At 63.8% G+C, this 15,834-nt stretch carries 15 protein-coding genes and 1 riboswitch; of the genes, 3 read left to right on the top strand and 12 right to left on the bottom strand.

All coding sequences use genetic code 11. The annotated features are described in order from the left end of the window. Nucleotides 1-67 precede the first annotated feature (67 nt). From AC2ETI_RS14510 to AC2ETI_RS14480, 7 genes are all read right to left on the bottom strand, one after another. On the bottom strand, nt 68-559 hold the full coding sequence (locus AC2ETI_RS14510; RefSeq protein WP_029255562.1) for a polyadenylate-specific 3'-exoribonuclease AS: 492 nt from the start codon (nt 557-559) through the stop codon (nt 68-70). 66 nt (nt 560-625) lie between these two features. Continuing rightward, entirely contained in the window at nt 626-1,432 is an 807-nt protein-coding gene (locus AC2ETI_RS14505; protein WP_042952139.1) for a lysophospholipid acyltransferase family protein, read from the bottom strand. Between the two features lie 94 nt (nt 1,433-1,526). Then, nucleotides 1,527-2,567, bottom strand: coding sequence for an ROK family protein (locus AC2ETI_RS14500; RefSeq protein ID WP_020969875.1), 1,041 nt, complete (start codon nt 2,565-2,567; stop codon nt 1,527-1,529). Nucleotides 2,568-2,691: 124 nt separating this feature from the next. Next, entirely contained in the window at nt 2,692-3,087 is a 396-nt protein-coding gene (locus tag AC2ETI_RS14495) for a hypothetical protein (protein ID WP_019748896.1), read from the bottom strand. After that, entirely contained in the window at nt 3,084-4,352 is a 1,269-nt protein-coding gene (locus AC2ETI_RS14490) for an ArsA family ATPase (RefSeq protein ID WP_483634056.1), read from the bottom strand. The genes AC2ETI_RS14495 and AC2ETI_RS14490 overlap by 4 nt, the downstream gene beginning before the upstream one ends. Then, a complete protein-coding gene (locus AC2ETI_RS14485; protein ID WP_019748898.1) occupies nt 4,353-4,790 on the bottom strand; it encodes an SRPBCC family protein in 438 nt (145 codons plus the stop codon). Nucleotides 4,791-4,853: 63 nt separating this feature from the next. Further along, on the bottom strand, nt 4,854-5,240 hold the full coding sequence (locus AC2ETI_RS14480) for an SRPBCC family protein (protein WP_019748899.1): 387 nt from the start codon (nt 5,238-5,240) through the stop codon (nt 4,854-4,856). 159 nt (nt 5,241-5,399) lie between these two features. Here AC2ETI_RS14480 and AC2ETI_RS14475 point away from each other — a divergent pair, with 159 nt between their 5' ends. Then, nucleotides 5,400-7,211, top strand: a complete 1,812-nt coding sequence (locus AC2ETI_RS14475) for an AMP-dependent synthetase/ligase (RefSeq protein ID WP_019748900.1) — start codon at nt 5,400-5,402, stop codon at nt 7,209-7,211. Between the two features lie 82 nt (nt 7,212-7,293). On the opposite strand, the gene AC2ETI_RS14470 is transcribed toward AC2ETI_RS14475, so the two are convergent. The 4 genes from AC2ETI_RS14470 to AC2ETI_RS14455 form a co-directional block, all read right to left on the bottom strand. Beyond that, nucleotides 7,294-8,421 carry a glycosyltransferase family 4 protein gene (locus tag AC2ETI_RS14470; protein WP_020908095.1) on the bottom strand — a complete coding sequence of 376 codons (1,128 nt, stop codon included), beginning with the start codon at nt 8,419-8,421 and terminating at the stop codon, nt 7,294-7,296. A 107-nt stretch (nt 8,422-8,528) separates the two neighbouring features. Then, complete coding sequence (locus AC2ETI_RS14465; protein ID WP_021334104.1) at nt 8,529-9,887, bottom strand: hypothetical protein; 1,359 nt, start codon at nt 9,885-9,887, stop codon at nt 8,529-8,531. 74 nt (nt 9,888-9,961) lie between these two features. Further along, nucleotides 9,962-11,014, bottom strand: coding sequence for a C40 family peptidase (locus tag AC2ETI_RS14460; RefSeq protein ID WP_020969878.1), 1,053 nt, complete (start codon nt 11,012-11,014; stop codon nt 9,962-9,964). Between the two features lie 324 nt (nt 11,015-11,338). Beyond that, a complete protein-coding gene (locus AC2ETI_RS14455; protein WP_019748904.1) occupies nt 11,339-11,896 on the bottom strand; it encodes a C40 family peptidase in 558 nt (185 codons plus the stop codon). A gap of 14 nt (nt 11,897-11,910) precedes the next feature. Further along, nucleotides 11,911-12,089: riboswitch (cyclic di-AMP (ydaO/yuaA leader) on the bottom strand. Between the two features lie 521 nt (nt 12,090-12,610). Between AC2ETI_RS14455 and AC2ETI_RS14450 the strand changes: the two genes are divergently transcribed. Together AC2ETI_RS14450 and AC2ETI_RS14445 are read left to right on the top strand one after the other, a co-directional pair. Continuing rightward, entirely contained in the window at nt 12,611-14,371 is a 1,761-nt protein-coding gene (locus AC2ETI_RS14450; protein WP_483634055.1) for a DEDD exonuclease domain-containing protein, read from the top strand. Between the two features lie 78 nt (nt 14,372-14,449). Continuing rightward, complete coding sequence (locus AC2ETI_RS14445) at nt 14,450-14,725, top strand: Lrp/AsnC family transcriptional regulator (protein ID WP_003941677.1); 276 nt, start codon at nt 14,450-14,452, stop codon at nt 14,723-14,725. Between the two features lie 8 nt (nt 14,726-14,733). On the opposite strand, the gene trpD is transcribed toward AC2ETI_RS14445, so the two are convergent. Then, on the bottom strand, nt 14,734-15,825 hold the full coding sequence (trpD, locus tag AC2ETI_RS14440) for an anthranilate phosphoribosyltransferase (protein ID WP_020908099.1): 1,092 nt from the start codon (nt 15,823-15,825) through the stop codon (nt 14,734-14,736). Nucleotides 15,826-15,834: the final 9 nt, after the last annotated feature.

The raw sequence follows: 15,834 nt of genomic DNA, 5'->3' as shown, positions 1-15,834 counted from the left end.
GTCGGCGCGTCACACAGGCTCTCGATCGCAGCCCAATCGGGACACTTCTCGCGCACCGAAACCTGAGTCAGCGAAGTGAACGTGCTGCCGAAATCGCGTCGAACTTCACGAGGTTGTGCCTGGCGTCGGCAAGTGCGTCATGTGCGTCGGCGGGCGCTGACGGGAGGGCAGGACTGCCGTTGTCTTCCCAGAACTGTCGGAGTTCGCGGGTGTACCGCGGCATCGACTGCGGTAGTTCGGTCATATCGCCCCACAACTGGCACAGCGCGACGTGGTCGTATGCGGCTACCCACGCCCAGAGCTCCGGAACGACCATCGGCCGCGGAACGAAGAATTTCAGAAGATCGTCGCGGATCTTCTCGCGTGATTTCCACAGCGGCGACGAAGGCTGCGGCAACTTCGGCAGCACGTTCTTGCGCACCCAACTACCGGCACGGGCGGCATCGAACTCCGTCGAGACCGCGTAATACTCTCGGCCGTCCTCGCAGACAACGCCGATGGACACGAGATCGATGGTTCGACCGTCTTCGATGAATTCACAGTCGTAGAAGTAGCGCACGTCCGAAAACTATGCCGCACGCGCAGGCTCTGGAGCCAATGCGCGTGCGGCAGGTGTGGGAAATCTCTAGCTGGCCTGTGCGTCCGGGAGCGAATCCTTGTCGGTCTTCGCGGACTCCTTCGACTCGGCCGAGGCCACGAGATCGACAACCGCCTCGCCGCCTTCCGCCGGAACATCGACGGCAGCTTCGGGTTTCGTGGGCGCCTGGTTCTTGAGGCTCGCCGCGTAGATGTCCACGTACTCCTGGCCGGAGAGTTTCATCAGCTTGTACATCACTTCGTCGGTCACAGCCCGCTCGACGAAGCGGTTTCCGCCCATGCCTTCGAAGCGGGAGAAATCGATGGGTTCGCCGACGATCACGGTGACCTTGGCTGGGCGCCACATCCGTGAGCCGATCGGATTCATCTTGTCGGTGCCGACCATCGCAACCGGGATCACCTTGACGCCCGATTCGAGCGCGAGGCGCGCCATTCCGGTCTTGCCCTTGTAGAGGCGACCGTCAGGCGAACGCGTTCCTTCGGGGTAGATACCCAGCAGACTGCCCGAACCGAGAACCTTGAGACCGGCGTTGAGCGCATCCTGCGCCGCATCCGCGCCGGTTCGGTCGATGGGGACCTGTCCGACCGCGGTGAAGAACCACTTCTGGAAAGCGCCCTTCAGGCCGGAACCGGTGAAGTACTCGCTCTTGGCAAGGAAAGTGATGCGGCGGTTGACGCGAAGCGGAAGGTAGAACGAGTCCAGAACCGCCTGGTGATTGCTGGCCAGAATGGCCGCTCCGTCAGTCGGAATGTTCTCGTGACCTTTGACCGTCGGACGCCCGAGCAGCCAGAGAATCGGCCCCAGCAACACATACTTGAAGAGCCAATACCACACGGCGTCCCTCCCATTCACAGCTGAATTTCGCTGAGTACGACCTTACTGCCGACCGGTAACCCCCGCTACACACGCCCCTGGAGGATCGACCCGATCACAGTCCGGCAGACGTGGTTCCAGCGCCGTCGACCCCACCGAGATCCTGAGGCACTACCGAACGCGCCAATGCGGCGGCGCCCACCATGCCCGCAGCTTCGCCGAGTTGAGCCGAACGGATTCGTGCCAGTGGGCGGTGCTTCGCGCCGGTCAACAATGTCGCGTACTGCTCACGGGCGTCGTCGAGAAACAGTGGGGCAGAACTCGCGACGCCGCCTGCGATCACGACCAGATCGGGATCGTAGACGTCCCCGACCATCGCCAATCCGACGGCCAGCCAACGGGTGAACTCGGCAATGGTTGCCAGAGCGAGTGGGTCACCGTCCTGCGCGGCGTTGGCGATCCGGCGACCGGTGAGGGAACCCGGATCCACCGCTACTTCGCGCGCTAGAACCGTCGACGCAGCCGGGTCGGCGGCCAGCAGTTCGATTGCCGTGTCCACGAGCGCCGTTCCGCTGCAATAGCGCTCCCAACACCCACGCTTGCCACACGCACACTGACGCCCGCCTGGCACGACCTGGATGTGGCCGAGTTCGGGGGCGACGCCGTGACTGCCCCGGTACAGCTCACCGTTGATCAGCAGCGCACCGCCGATTCCGGTCCCGATTGCCACCATCACGACATTGCGGCCACCTGCGGCCGCGCCGAATCGGTGCTCCGCGAACGCCGCTGCATTGGCGTCGTGCTCGAGAACGACCGGCAATCCGAGCCGCTTACTCAAGTCACTGCCCACCGGCGCGTCCACCCAGGGCAAGTGCGGCGCGAACCGAACCGAGCTTCGATCGGAGGTGATGAAACCTGCGACCGCCAACCCCACGGCAGATACCTCGTGCCGGGTGACCAGTTCGCGTACGACGCGATCGAGGCCGTCTTCGAGAGCGCGTGCGGACTGCGGGGTCGGGGCTTGAATCATCTCGAGCACTTGTCCGTCGACGTCCACGACGGAGGCCCTGATGCTCGTTCCGCCGACGTCGATGCCGACCGTCAAGATGTCGTCCATGGTGGAGTCGGAGACCGCTTTCAAGCGGCGCGCGCTCATCGCGCCAATTCCCGCGCGAGCGGCGCCCGCTGGAGTGCGCACCCTGTATCGGTGCCTCGTGCGTCGGTGACCATTGTGTCGATTGTGCTCATCTCGGGCCGTCAGCTCTACCCGGGGTACTAAGTCAGTCCTTGACCGTCACGTTGATCGGGACAAATGCCGCCGTTCGAGTTCGCTCGGCACCTGGCGTCGTCGCTCCGCTGTCCGGTCCGCGATCCGGGCCGGACGGCCCCCCGAGAAACTCGTCGAGAATCTCGCGAAGCAATGCGAGGAACGCCGCTGCGTGACCCGCGAGAAACGCCAGTAGTTCGTGGTGCTCACCGCGAACCAGTGCAGCGAGAGCGCACACCGGGCACCAGCTGCAGCCAGTGAACACCGGCTGCGTGTCCGCTGACGCCGAGTCACCCGCAACGTCGGCCGTCGCTGCTGCAGCCTTTTGCAAGACCGGTTCCAGGCGCGTCAGAACGGTATCCGCCAGCGCGCGAAATTCCGCGACAAGGCGCTCGTGCTCTTCGCTCATACTGGCCACACCGCGGGATCCGGGCTGAACCGGATGATCAGGTAACTGCCGTCCAACTCCGCCCCGTTCACGACACAACGACGCAGCACCGACGCCAAACGAACTCTGCGTCGTACGCCGTCTGCTCCCACCAGCACATCGTCCTCCACCCGGCCCAACGACAACGACGACGGATCCACGAGCGGAAGGTACATCCGCATCACGTACACCGAATCGACTCCGGCCCCCGACTCCAACGACACCACGATGTTGTCCGCGGTGTCGACAGCGTCGATTGTGTCGACGGTGTCCGAATCCGTGCCCGTTCCACCCTCGAACGTGGCCGCGATCTCGCCCAGAGCCGCCAACCCTACCGGTTCGGCGCAGGCGCGCTCGACCGTTGTGACGGACATTCCATCAGTCGATCCACGCAATTCGTCGACGACGAGTGCCTGTGACGCCCTGATCGAAGCGAGCCATTGTGCCGCCGGCGAATCGTCGACCCCCTTCCCGGCCGACGAGTTGAACTGCGGGACAAGGTTGTTGACCACAATCCCCTCGACTCGCAACCCCGCCAGAGCCAGACCGGACAGCGTCCGGCGAGTCGCCGCGGCCGACACGCCATCGGCCGACGTCACAACGCGCACGCTGGTGTTCTCCCGATCCGAGAGGTGAACGGCGATTCGATCCACCGACGCGAGCACGCGTTCGATGACGGACACGAGTAGCAACACTCGCATGTCCGAGCCCGTCACGGCGACCATCCGCCTGTGCCGCGGCCACAATCGCTCGAGATACTCCGACACCATCGACGGCGACCCGAGGATCCGCAGTGCTTCGGCTGCGGCCGGACAGTCCACGATCACGAGGTCGTAGTCACCGCTGCTCGAGATATCGACGATCTCGGAGAGTCCGAGTATGTCTTGGATCCCCAGGGACCCCGTCAACTCTTCCGGTTCCAACCCCTCGAACGACGAACCGTGTTCGTGATCTCCCGCGCCGAAATTTCCTGCAGCATCGATCAATCCCGACAGTCCTCGGAACTTTTCCTCGAGGAGCTCGGAAGTGTCGAGTTGCCGGACGTCGAGGCGCTCGGCGAGAGGTGTAGTCGTTCGCAGCGCCGGCACGCCCACGACATCCGCGAGAGAACCTGCCTGATCGATCGACACCAAAAGCACTCGTGCCCCGTCGGACGCAGCCGACACAGCCGTCGCCGAGGCAAGCGTCGTCGTGCCTGCTCCGCCTTTACCGACGAACAGTTGGACGCGAGATCGTTGCTCCGGCACTCAGCCCTCGACTCGCTTCTTCAGTTCTTTCAGAGCTGTGTCGGTAATGATCTTCTCGGCCTTGCGCTTGAAGAGACCGATCATCGGAATCGTCAGGTCGACCGTCAACTCGTAGGTGACAGAGGTGGTGCCGTTCGGGCCGGGCTCGAGTGTGTACGAACCGAATTGGGACTTCTGGATCTCACCCGAGATCAGCTCCCAGCTCACTGCCATCCCGTCAGGCGCCCACGAATACTGCAGTTCGTAGGTGTCCTTCACCATCCCCGCGTCGAGGACAAAACGCACTCGGTCCGCGCGGCCGCCCTGCCCCGGCGCCGTCACCTCGACGGACTTCGCCGCGGCCACCCATTCGGGGTACTGCGCGAAATCGGCGATGACGTCCATCACGGCGTCGGCAGGGGCGTCGATGCTGATCAACCCCTTGGTCTTCTCGGCCATACGACTGCGCTACCTTCCTTCGTCAAAAGTCCAGAACCTGCACAACGAGCACTGCTTCGATTATCAGTCCGGTGCTACCCCGGCGGCACGTCCTGCTTCGAGTTCGCGCTTGAGCTGGAAGGACATGACCTTGCCGTCGACCCGACGCTTTCGGTTCATCCCGGCGAGGTCGAGGTTCGCCAGATCCGACGGTGATACGCCGACCGGTTCACAGTGCAGGAAGTAGTGCGCGATCGTCCCGTCCATGACCGGTTCGAGCCACACCTCCATGGTGCCGACCAGCTGACCGGACACTCCCCAACGGAATCCTGCGGGACCGCGATCTTCCCGGACTTCGAGCGCAAGATCACTGAACCAGCGACGCCACCGCGCGCGCGAGGACAACAGTTCGGCGACCCGCTCGGGCGGGGCGGCGATGAAAGTCTGGTCTGCGACCTGAATGCTGCTCACCGAAGTAGCTTCACATATCGCGTCGGCGAAGCGTCGAGGGGTGTCGCAACACTACATACCGGACAGACTGTAAGCCTGGCCACAACTGCGTCGGACATGCGACTACAGTAGGAGACGAAAACCCTACTCGTCAGTATTTCGCAGTGTCGGAGGTATTTCGTGCCTGAGTTCAGCGCACCCCAGACGTTCACCATTCCCGAGGATGCCTCCGCGGTCGACTCGGTCTTCGCCTTCGCGAAGACGAAGCCGGCGGCGGTTGTCTACAAGCGCAAAGTCGGAAATGCATGGGTCGATGTCACTGCAGGCGATTTCGCCGCCCAGGTGACTGCAGTCGCCAAGGGCCTCATCGCGATCGGCGTCAAGCAAGGCGACCGCGTCGGCCTCATGTCGGCGACGCGTTTCGAATGGCCGCTCGTCGACTACGCCATCTGGGCAGCCGGTGGCGTGACGGTTCCGATCTACGAAACCTCCGCAGCCGAGCAGGTTCGTTGGATTCTCGAGGACTCCGAAGCAATCGACCTCATCGTCGAGAACGACACTCACGCCGCGACCGTGAAGGACGTCGCCGCAGCCGCACCCGCGCTGCGCACGGTCTACCAGATCGATGCCGCGGCAGCCGGTAAGGGTGTCGTCGAGGAATTGACCGCACTGGGCGCCGACATCTCCGACGAGGACGTCCACGCCCGCGTCGCTGCACTGAAGGCCTCCGATCCCGCCACCCTCATCTACACCTCGGGCACCACTGGCCGGCCCAAGGGCTGCCAGCTGACGCACTCCAACCTCATTGCGGAGTCGAAGGGCATCCTCGACTCCAACCTCGGGACGCTGCTCAAGACTCCCGGCGTTCGCACCCTGATGTTCTTGCCGCTCGCGCACGTTCTCGCTCGCGCAGTCAGCATCGCGTCGTTCGATGCCGGTGCAGCGCTTGGACACACGAGCGACATCCCGAACCTCGTTCCGACGTTCGGCGAGTTCAAGCCCGACTTCATCCTCTCGGTGCCGCGCGTATTCGAGAAGGTCTACAACAGCGCACGCGCCAAGGCGCACGGTGACGGCAAGGGCAAGATCTTCGACGCGGCCGCAGACACCGCGGTCGCGTGGAGCGAGGCTCAGGACAAGGGCGGCGCGGGCATCGTTCTCAAGGCCAAGCACGCCCTCTTCGACAAGCTCGTGTACTCGAAGCTGCGCGCTGCACTCGGTGGACAGTGCCAGCTGGCCATTTCCGGTGGTGCACCCCTGGGCGCTCGACTCGGCCACTTCTTCCGCGGTATCGGCGTCACGATCTACGAGGGCTACGGACTGACAGAGACCACCGCAGCGTTCGCCGTCAACACCATCGGCGCACAGAAGGTCGGCTCTGTCGGAAAGCCGTTGGCCGGCAACTCCGTTCGCATTGCCGAAGACGGCGAAATCCTCCTCTCGGGACCGGTGGTCTTCACCGGCTACTGGCGCAACGAGAAGGCGACCGCCGAGTCGATCGAGAACGGCTGGTTCCACACCGGAGACCTGGGCACCGTCGACAAGGACGGCTACATCACGATCACCGGTCGCAAGAAGGAGATCATCGTCACGGCAGGCGGCAAGAACGTCTCCCCCGCTCAGCTCGAAGATTCCCTTCGCGCACACCCCCTGATCAGCCAGGCCATCGTGGTCGGCGACCAGAAGCCTTTCATCGGCGCTCTCATCACCATCGACGCCGAGGCACTTCCCGCCTGGAACGAGCGCAACAACAAGGCCGCGGGAACCACAGCTGCCGACCTGGTTTCGGACGGCGAACTGGTCGGTGAAATCCAGGACGCCATCGACGAGGCCAACAAGCTCGTCTCACACGCCGAGGCGATCAAGAAGTTCCGCATTCTTCCGGTCGACTTCTCCGAGGACACAGGCGAACTCACGCCCACGATGAAGCTCAAGCGCAACGTCGTGCACGAGAGCTTTGCCGCCGACATCGAAAAGATCTACGCCAAGTAGGTTTTCGGCAAGCAGCTTCTCGCAGCAACGAACGGCCCGCACCGAATTCGGTGCGGGCCGTTTGCGTTCGAGTCCCGGTGGCTCAGCCGAGCAGATTACGCAGCTTCGAAGCGAGCGTGTCCCACTTCCAGTCTTCGGCAACCCACTCCCGGCCGGCTGCTCCCATCGCGGCCGCTCGATCACGATCGGACAGCACCTCGATCACGGATTCGGCGACGTCCCGAACAGAGGTGCCGTCGACTACGAGCCCGGTCTTGTTCTGCTGCACGGTTTCCGGAGCGCCACCGCTGCGGCCGGCGATGACCGGAACGCCGGTCGCCGAGGCCTCGAGGTAGACGATTCCCAGTCCTTCGACATCCAATCCCGCGCCTCGCGTGCGACACGGCATGGCAAACACGTCGGCAATCGTGTGGTGAGCCGCCAACTCTGCGGCGGGCACCGTGCCGGTGAAGACGACGTGATCGTCCATCCCGGTCTTACGTGTCAATTGACGGAGGTGGTCCTCGTACGGTCCACCGCCGACTATCACCAGTACCGCCCCGTCGACGCTCTTGCGAATGGTCGGCAGCGCCTTGATGAGCATGTCCTGCCCCTTGCGTGGCACGAGCCGCGACAGGCACAGGATCGTGGGCCGCTCCCCCAGCCCGTATCGCTTGCGCAGTTCTGCGCGGGCGACCGAGTCCGGGTGGAACACCGACGTGTCCACTCCGGACGGAAGGTGCTCGAGCGCCGCTTGCGGGCCGAAAGCCGCCGAGAACCGTCCACGGGTGTATTTGCTGACAAACGTCACCGCATCCGTGTGATCGCCGATCACACGCAACGACTGCCGCGCACCGGGAATCATCGACCATCCGACTTCGTGGCCGTGAGTACTCGCGATCACTCGGCTCGCTCCGGCGCGTCGAACAACCGGCGCCAACAGCGCCAAGGGCGCTGCCGCACCGAACCACACCGACTCACAGTCGTGCTTCTTGACCAGCTTCGCGGCCCGACGAGCGACAAAGGGCGACGGCAGCATCAGTGTCGTCGGGTGCCGAACGACCTCGAAAGGCTGTGCCGCATCGAACTTCTTGTGCGAGTCGCCCCGCCACCGCGGTGCGTACACCACCAACTTGTCAGCAGGCAGGTGCCCGGCAAACGTGTGGAGATAAGACTGGATACCTCCGGGGCGAGGAGGAAAATCGTTGGTCACCAAGAGGGTCCGGCGCATCCGTCCACCGTAGGGCACGCTGTGCTTCGAGTCGTGACAAGGGCACGCAGTGCTTGGAGACTTGCGAAGCTCAGCTCGCCGCTGCAATTGACCCAGCCGCGAACTGCTCAGCCCAGATGGCTGTTGGTCCAGTCGACCCAGCCGACTCGCAGTTCCTCGGTTCCGACGCCGAGGACCGCTCGGATCCGCGAGTCGAGGTCTTCGGCCGTCATCTTTCCGGAGGCGAGGGCGCGAAAGAGGTCGGTCAGCTTCGCCTCGCCGAATCGATCAGCGATATACGCGTTGATAGACCACGCCGATTCGTACGCCAGTGAACTCACGACCGGGACACCGCCGAACTGTGTGTCGTCCGGAAACTCTGTCGGAGTATCGCCGGAGCGGACCGCTGCTGCCAGAGTCGGCGCGATCTCACCCCAGGCCCGCGAGGATCCACGATTTCCCGCGTATTCGGCGAACCCTTCCAACACCCACATCGGCGACCCGTCACGGGTTTTCGATCGGGCGGCTATGTGCATGAGCTCGTGGCGCAACACCGTTCGCCTGGTGATGTCGGTCAGCCTCGAAGCCGCGGCAGGTGAGAAGACCACCCGCTGGCCGCTCACGTCGGAAGACCCGTCCGCCGTTGCATCCGCGACCGACACTGCGGCAATCGAAGCGCCGTCGTGATGGGAGCCGACCAGTGCGGTGAACTCCTCCGCGGACCCCGCCACCATGAGCACCGCGCGCTCGGACCACCACGGCCCCCACAACTGCGTCGTGTTCTCGATGGCTGAGTCCACATCGGCCGCCAAAGCGTCGACGAACGCCTGCTGACCCGGGTGACCGATCACGAGTGCATTGCCCGCGGTATTTTCGGCGACGGCCAGCGGCCCGAAGTCCCAAGGGCCGTTCCAGGATTCGCCCGCCGTTCGGGCTCCGTCCAGTCCGACGATCGACCCGTCCGCAAGAACCGACCACTGATCGCCGCGTTTCGCGAGCGTCATGGACACTGCCTTGCGAGTGGGCAATGCGTCAACGCCGTCGAGGGCGTATCGCAACAGGACCTGCGCATTCCAGACCTCGACGTCTCCGTCCGGTGCACCGGTTCGCGGCGCCGGTGTCAGGCCGCCGCTGGGAATCTCGTATCCCCAGTCGGAGAAATCGAGCGCTCCCGCTGCGGTGGCTCGTCGAACTTCCGCTTCGAGCACACCGGGTGCCGCAGCACTGTCGACGAACTTCGCCAGCCCCGAGGGATCGTCGGACATCTGCGCCGCAGCCCATGCATCGAGAAATGCTTGTACCTGCGCGGTGCGTTCGGCGTCCTGCTCACTGGCCGCATTTTCGTCGGAATCGGACCTGTTCGTCAGGAAGATCGTCAAACCTAGAACGAGCACCACGGCGACGCCGAGCGCCACGAGGGCTGGATACTCCCAACGGCGTGGTCGATCTGCGCCGACGTCGGGCGTCGTCATCGGTTCAGTCGGCACGGTGCCGAGTGTAGGAGAACTCGACTCGACGCTTCACGGCGGCTGGCCACACGCCACTCGGGCGCAGCAAGCCGTCAGTAACGACGCGCAGTGGAGAACTCCATGCCTGCCATCGACTGAACCTTCACCGGTACGCCGAACGTCGACGCATGCAGAATGTTTCCGTCGCCGGCGTAGATACCGACATGCGAGTTGTCGCTGTAGAAAGTCACGACGTCACCGGGCTGCAACTGGTCCCTCGACACCGGTACACCGCCCTGCGCCTGCGCTTGGCTCGAACGCGGCAGAGTCTTCCCGATTTGCTTGTAGGCCCATACGACCAGACCTGAGCAGTCGAACTCGTTCGGGCCGGTCGCGCCCCAGACATACGGGTCACCGATCCGCGTGAGGCCTGCCTGCAGAGCAGCAGCACCCGAACCAGGCGTCAAGTTAGCTAGAATTTTGCTGAGATCGACGTCCGGCGGGAATGGCGTACCGCTCAGTTGGTTACGCTCGTCGTCGGTGAGGCTCTGGAAAGCTTTGGTCACGTCGGCGATCTGCGTCTGCAGTTCACTCTGCTTGCGCTGCAAATCGTCACTGAGTGCGCGGGCTTGATCGGCGGCGGTCCGCGCTTCTTCGGCCGAACGCTTCGACGCTTCCGAGGCGGCACGCGCTTCGGCAGTGGCTTGGTTGAACTGTGAGACCTGCACTGCCGCGTCGTTGGAAATCACGTCGAGCGCGGACATCTGATCGAGCAACTGCTGCGGCGAGTCGCTCACCATCAACGCAAAGAGGCGATTGGTTCGCGCACCCTGGTAATTCGCTGTGGCAATACGGTTTACCGCCGGAGCGAACTCGGCGACACGTGCCGAAGCCGCGTCGAGAAGACCCTGATCGGCTGCCGAACGCGCGTCCGCATCATTCGCGACCGCCAGCTTCGCGTCGAGGTCGATCTGTGCGTTGTGCAGCGCTTCGTTGGTCTGCTCGGATACCCGGGAGAGTTCACCGAGCTTGTCGAGCGCCTCGGTGGGGTTGGTGATGACGGGGTCGGCACCGGCCTGCATCGAAGGCCCTGCGACGAGTCCGAACGCCAGCACTCCCACTGTCAATGCGGCGCGTACTCGACTGTTGTTTTTCGATGAAACCACGGAATGCAACTCTCCGTCTCGGTGAAGCGACGTCGACCGGGACCGGTCGACGATCTGTTAGCTGGCTGTCAACTATCCACAGTACCTGTCTCGGCCGCGCAATGTCTCGATAAGGTTACGGAACGGCATACGTTTGTGTCTACTCGCCGGTAGGCGTGTCGGGGTGAAGTACCGGGCGAATTGTCGCGAAACGAGAATGTGGGCCTCGAATCAAAGATTCGAGGCCCACATTCGAAGATCCGGAGCTCCCCCGAGCTCCGCCGCCTTGCAGCGGCGGATCGTTCCGACCGTCTACCGGAGACAGCCGTCGAGCGTGTTCAGAAATCAGTAACGGCGAGCACCGTCGTACGGCATCGAGGACACCGGTGCGAGCTTCACGGGCTGACCAGCGGTCGACGCGTGGATGACATTGCCGTTGCCAGCGTAGATGCCCGAGTGCGATCCGCCGTAGAAGGAGATCACGTCGCCGACCTGAAGATCGGACTGTGAAACGGCAACGCCGGCTGCGGCCTGGTCGTAGCTCGTGCGAGGCAGGTTCAGACCAGCCTGCTTGTATGCCCACTGGACCAGACCGGAGCAGTCGAATGCGTCCGGGCCCGATGCGCCGTACACGTACGGGGAGCCCAGCTTGCTCTCTGCGGCGCGAACTGCCTGCTCACCAACACTGGAGATGGGAGCGGCCGGAGCGGCCGGTGCGATGTCGGTGATGCCCGGGATGACCGGCAACTGAGGAATAGAAACGCCCGGAACCTCGAAGGTGCCGACGCCAGGGATGGTGATGGGGTCTGCCGAGGCAGGTGCAGCGGTTGCGGCAAATGCTCCGACTGCGAGCGCGCCGGCTACTGCCAACTGCGCTGAACGCTTGAAACTCTGTGACGCCACTTAAGGGGTGCTCCATTTCTTCCATTCATCCGCCGACCGAGTTAGCTGACGGGTTCGGGCTGGGAAGATCAGCCCTACCCGCGTGGTCCGCAGCGATCATGCGTGCTGCACCCCAGGCGGGATTCACCCCAGTGGAAACTTGGGTTCCCGGTTCGGGTTCCTCGCGGAGATCCCGATTAGGCGGTTCCTGACGATGCCGGTCCTGTTTGGTCCGGCAAGACTTCGTTAGGTCTCAGGAAGGTTACGAAATGATCGCGACGATGTCGACCGCTTCGTGACAATCGCGCCCGATTCGCCGGAAATCATGCTGCCGCGCCCGCGATACGCCGGACGGGTCACGAAGAGATAACAACAGGTCTGTTCGGCGAGGCTCACCTGGCCCGCAAACCTGCGCTTGCTACCCACTGGCAAGGGTCACCAAACCCGACAATCCGATCTTCCATGCAGTTCAACGCCGATTACTTGAAACTAGAACCCGTTTCGATCAATCAGGCGGTTTCGGCGACTGATCGCCGTAGCAACACCCTCACGAATCGCCCTACCCGTAAGTAGGTAGGAGTCCGCATTCGCGAGTTCCCACCGCAAGTGTGATCCTCGTCTCTCATACTTTTGTCGGGGGTCAATCCGTTGCTTTCCCAATGGAAGTCGCAGTGAGCCGGGTTCCGCGTATGCACTCTCGAATTCGTGTCGGGGGGTCCTTCTACTGTCTGCGGTGTGAGTCCCGCCTCGGCCCGAGAATTTCCGTCTCCGTCCCCGTTCTCCGACGGGGAGAAGTTCGACGTCGGGCGGCAACTGAGCTTCGACGAGCTGGACACACCGCTGAGCGAAACGACGTTTGTCGTCGTCGACCTCGAGACCACAGGTGGAAGCGCCGACCAGGACTCCATCACCGAGATCGGCGCCGTCAAGATCCGCGGTGGCGAAGTGCTCGGTGAAATGGCAACACTCGTCGATCCCGGCCGATCGATTCCGCCGTACATCGTCGAACTGACCGGAATCACCACCGCCATGCTGATCGGCGCACCTCCGATCGAACGTGTCCTACCCGCTTTTCTCGAATTCGCCGAGGGTGCGGTGCTGGTGGCACACAACGCGCCCTTCGACATCGGCTTCCTCAAAGCAGCGGCGTCACGCAGCGCACGCCCGTGGCCGGCGTTCCGTGTGCTGTGCACTGTGAAGCTCGCCAGGCGCGTGCTCACCCGCGACGAGGCGCCTTCGGTCAAACTCTCCGCACTCGCCCATCTCTTCCAGGTGACCACCCAACCGACGCACCGCGCGCTCGACGACGCGCGTGCGACCGTCGACGTCCTACACGGGTTGATCGACAGAGTCGGGAACCAAGGCGTCCACAGTTACAGCGAACTCGTCGACTACCTGCCCAACATTTCCTCACATCAGCGGGCCAAACGGTCCTTCGCCGCAAACCTGCCGCGAAGCCCGGGTGTCTACCTTTTCCGAGGCCCTTCGGACGAAGCCCTCTATATAGGAGCTGCTACCGACCTTCGACGCCGCGTCCGCAACTACTTCACCGGTTCGGAGACCCGCGGCCGGATGAAGGAAATGGTCGCGCTCGCCACCCGTGTGGACCACGTCGAGTGCGCCCATGCGCTCGAGGCAGGGGTGCGTGAACTACGCCTACTGAGCGCGCATGCACCCCCGTACAACCGTCGCTCCAAATTCCCCAAAAGAGGATGGTGGATCACTCTCACCGACGAGGCGTTTCCCAGACTGTCCGTGGTTCGCACGCCTACGGCCGATTCGATCGGCCCGTTCACCTCTCGCGGCGACGCAGTCGAAGTCGCCGACACCGTCGCAGAGTTCAGCCGCCTACGCACGTGCACCAAACGTCTCGGGCGCGGCGCCGTTCACGGCCCTGACTGCCCCGCTCGCGAACTGGGGGCGTGTCCCGCCTCCTGGGCACCGGAACTCACTGCGCAGGACTACGCGGCCGCCCCTGAGACTGTGCGTGGATTCTTCCGGGGAACCAACGACGCTCCTCTCCAACAAATGCAGGCGCGAATAGACGAGCTGTCCGCACACGCGTTGTTCGAGAATGCTGCTCGTCTGCGTGACCGAACGGTCGCAGTCTCTACCGCAGTGCGGCGCACTCAGCGACTCGCAGCAGTCGCGGCGATCGAACAACTGATTCTCGCCCGTCCCACCGGGGACGGCGGCTGGGAGCTGTCGGTGATCCGTTCCGGACGTCTCGCGTCCGCCGGGCTCGCCAGACGTGGAACTCACCCGATGCCCGTCGTCGACGCCATCACCGCGGCCGCCGAAACCGTCCTACCGGACGACGCACCGTTCCGCGGCGCGTCACCCGAAGAACTGGGCCTGATCGCACGGTGGCTCGCATCGGACGGTGTCCGAATCGTGTCGGCGACATCCGGCTACGTCGAACCTGCGGGCGGCGCCGGCAAGTGGGAAGCCTGGTGCCGACTCGCGCGGGCCGGTACCGAATCCGAACATCGATGACGTAACGACGGAGCGGCACCCCTAAGCTCGATCGAAACCACCGGGTCATCACAACCCACCGGGAAATCGAGGAGAGAAATGATCAACGCCATCGTCATGATTCACGCCGAGTCCGCTCGGATCCCGGAAACCGCGCAGGCCGTCGCCGACCTGTCCGGAGTGACGGAGGTCTACTCGTGCGCAGGTGACGTCGACTTGATCGCCATCGTGAAGGTACGTGACCACGCCCAGATCGCCGACGTGGTCACCGGAGGAATCAACAAGGTGCCCGGCGTTCTCCGAACCGCCACACACATCGCCTTCCAGTCATTCTCCAGCGCAGACGTCGAGGCCGGTTTCTCGCTGGGCGAGTAGCTCGTCGATCAGGCTTGGTCGGCCAGTTCGGCGGTGAGTGCCGCCCACTTGTGAAGCAGTTCAGCGCCGGCGCCGCTGTCGATCGCGGCAGCGGCTGCAGTCATCCCGGCGGAGATCGCACCCTCGAGATCGTCACCGACACCGTTGAACGCCGCGATGGCCGCTCCCGCGTTCAGCAAGACCGCGTCCCGGACCGGCCCCTTCTGTCCGGAAAGCAGCGTTCGGGCGACGGTGGCGTTGAATTCGGCGTCTCCTCCGCGCAACTCTTCGAGAGGAACGCGGTCGATTCCGAGGTCGCGCGGATCCAGCGTGACAGTTCGCACACTTCCACCGCCGACGATGTGAACCGTCGAAGTCGTCGATGTGGTCAGTTCGTCGAGTCCGTCGTCTCCGCGCACCACCAACGCCGAATTACCGCGCTGCGCAAGGACTCCCGCGACGACCGAGATCAGCTTCGGAAATGCGCACCCGATCAGCCCGGCACGCGGACGAGCCGGATTGGTCAGTGGACCGAGCACGTTGAATGCCGTCGGGATGCCGATTTCCTTGCGAGGCACCGCCGCAAAGCGCAGTGCGGGATGGAAGACCGGCGCGAAACAAAAGCCGATGCCGACCTCTTCGACGCACCTCGCAACCTGCTCCGGGCCGAGGTTGATGCGAACGCCGAGCGCCTCGAGTACATCGGCGCCACCACTCTTGGACGAAGCAGCGCGGTTGCCGTGCTTGACAACTCGCACACCGGACGCGGCAACCACGATCGAGGCCATCGTCGAGATGTTGACCGTGTTGGAGCGGTCACCACCCGTGCCGACGATGTCGACGACGTCGGAATCGACCGGCACGCGCCGGGAGTGTTCGAGCATCGCGCCGGCGAGCCCTTCCAACTCCGCGGGGGTTTCGCCCTTCATCTTCAGCCCGACGCCGAAAGCGGCGATCTGAGCGGAAGTGGCATTGTCCGACATGATCTCGCCCATCGCCCACCTACTGTCGGCTTCCGACAGGTCACTGCCGTCCGTGAGCAGACCGAGAATCATCGGCCACGACCGCACCACTGCACTCGAATCGACGTTCACGGCGTTGGATGCGTCGGTGCCGGCCATAGTGCCTTG

The organism is Rhodococcus sp. MurmanLake-1, from assembly GCF_056945715.1.
This window is presented reverse-complemented; position numbering and strand designations above follow the sequence as displayed.